Source organism: Streptomyces sp. NPDC002130 (assembly GCF_040296465.1).
Lineage (GTDB): Bacteria > Actinomycetota > Actinomycetes > Streptomycetales > Streptomycetaceae > Streptomyces.
The window spans coordinates 1-1,505 of sequence record NZ_JBEOXI010000787.1 but is presented as its reverse complement, the minus strand read 5'-3'; the positions used below and the strand labels follow the sequence as shown (position 1 = coordinate 1,505).

Annotated in this window: 2 protein-coding genes; one reads left to right on the top strand and one right to left on the bottom strand. The window is 62.8% G+C overall.

Features of this window, described 5'->3' with window-relative positions:
• Window positions 1-26: 26 nt before the first annotated feature.
• The gene (locus ABT116_RS45530) at window positions 27-548 is read right to left on the bottom strand and encodes an IclR family transcriptional regulator (RefSeq protein WP_351646975.1); all 522 of its coding nucleotides are present in this window, start codon (window positions 546-548) and stop codon (window positions 27-29) included.
• Between the two features lie 247 nt (window positions 549-795).
• Between ABT116_RS45530 and ABT116_RS45525 the strand changes: the two genes are divergently transcribed.
• The coding region (locus ABT116_RS45525; RefSeq protein WP_351646972.1) for an NrtA/SsuA/CpmA family ABC transporter substrate-binding protein at window positions 796-1,505 on the top strand (710 nt) is incomplete at its 3' end.

Genomic DNA, 1,505 nt, shown 5'->3' with positions numbered 1-1,505 from the left:
TGGCAGCAGCGGCTGCGCCGCTTCGGCTACCAGGGGCAGCCCGGCATGCTCGGCGTAGTCGCTTCACGTGGCAGCGCGGCGAGCTCGGAATCGTCGACATCGGACCAAGCCAGAAAGGCTTTCCCCAGGGCGCTCGCGTGCAAGGGAAGTCGAACACCCTGTAGCACATGTCCGTCGGCCTCGCGCCACCGACTGAACCCGAGCAACACCACCTCACTTCCGCTTCGCACTGCCAGGGAGGCGGATGCTCCTGTCGTCGCGGCCAATTGCTCCAAATAGGGCTCGGACAGATAGATCCGATGCTGCCGGTAGGAGACCTGTCCGTAAGCCGCCAGCGCCGCGCCGATGCGATACCGACTGGTTGCGTCGTCCTTCTCGAGGAACCCCGCGTCGACGAGCGACTGCAGCAATCGATGCGTGGTGCTGACCGCAAGCTCTTGTCGCCGCGCAACTTCCGAGACTCCCAGTTCTTCGCCACTGCGAAAACATGTGAGCAGGGTCAGGGCACGGGTTACCGTCTGAACTCCCGCGCCGCGTGCGTCCGTCACGAACGATCCTTTCGCTGTGGCCTGATCGACCTGAGAATCGGACGCTAACACGGACCCAGCAGTCCGGCCATCCTTTCCATCAGATGGAAAGGAACCGAACGTGGACCTACAAAAGCCCAGATGAACAGACTTCCGATGTTGTCAAGATTTCCAATCTCCAGAAAACAAACGGGGGTAAAACGGACACGCACCCAATAGCGTCATCATCGTCAGTTCTGACGAATCAACGCCTGAAGGAGCCACATACATGTCCCGCTTCCGCCGACTGCCACGAGCTGCCGCTGCGCTCGCCCTGATCCCGCTGGCCGGGTTGGCGGTGGCGTGTGGCTCTTCCGATTCCGACAGCGCCGCAGGCAATTCCAGCGCCGACTTCACGCTCAAGGTCTTCGATCCCGGAAACTCCGGTGCCATCGCCGTCGGCAAGCGTGACGGAACCTACGACGAGGCGCTGGCACCGCTGGGCGCAAAGATCGAATGGGTCAAGACCACGCCGGGATTCAGCTCCAACCTCAAACTGTTCAACAGCGGTGAGCTCGACATCCAAACCGGCGCATACAGTCCCGTCGTCGGCGCACTGTCCAAGGACGTGGGTGTCCGCATCTTCGCCACGTCGGACCCCTACAACAAGGACCAGGCCGGCATCATCGCCACTCCGGAATCCGGCATCAAGACCGTCGCCGATCTGGCCGGCAAGCGCATCGCCGTCAACCCGGCAGGTAAGGGCGAGTACATCACGCTGAAGGCCCTGACACAGGCCGGAGTGCCGATCGATTCCGTCGAACGCGTTCCGCTGCAACAGGCAGACGCCGCGTCGGCGTTCTCCACCGGACAGGTCGACGCGTGGGCATCGTTCCTGATTCCGTACCAGGAGGCCAAGGCCAAGGGTGCGGTCGAGATCGCACCCGAGGCGAGCATCGACTCCGTGGACAGCACCATCATCGCCGGCCGCACCGCGAT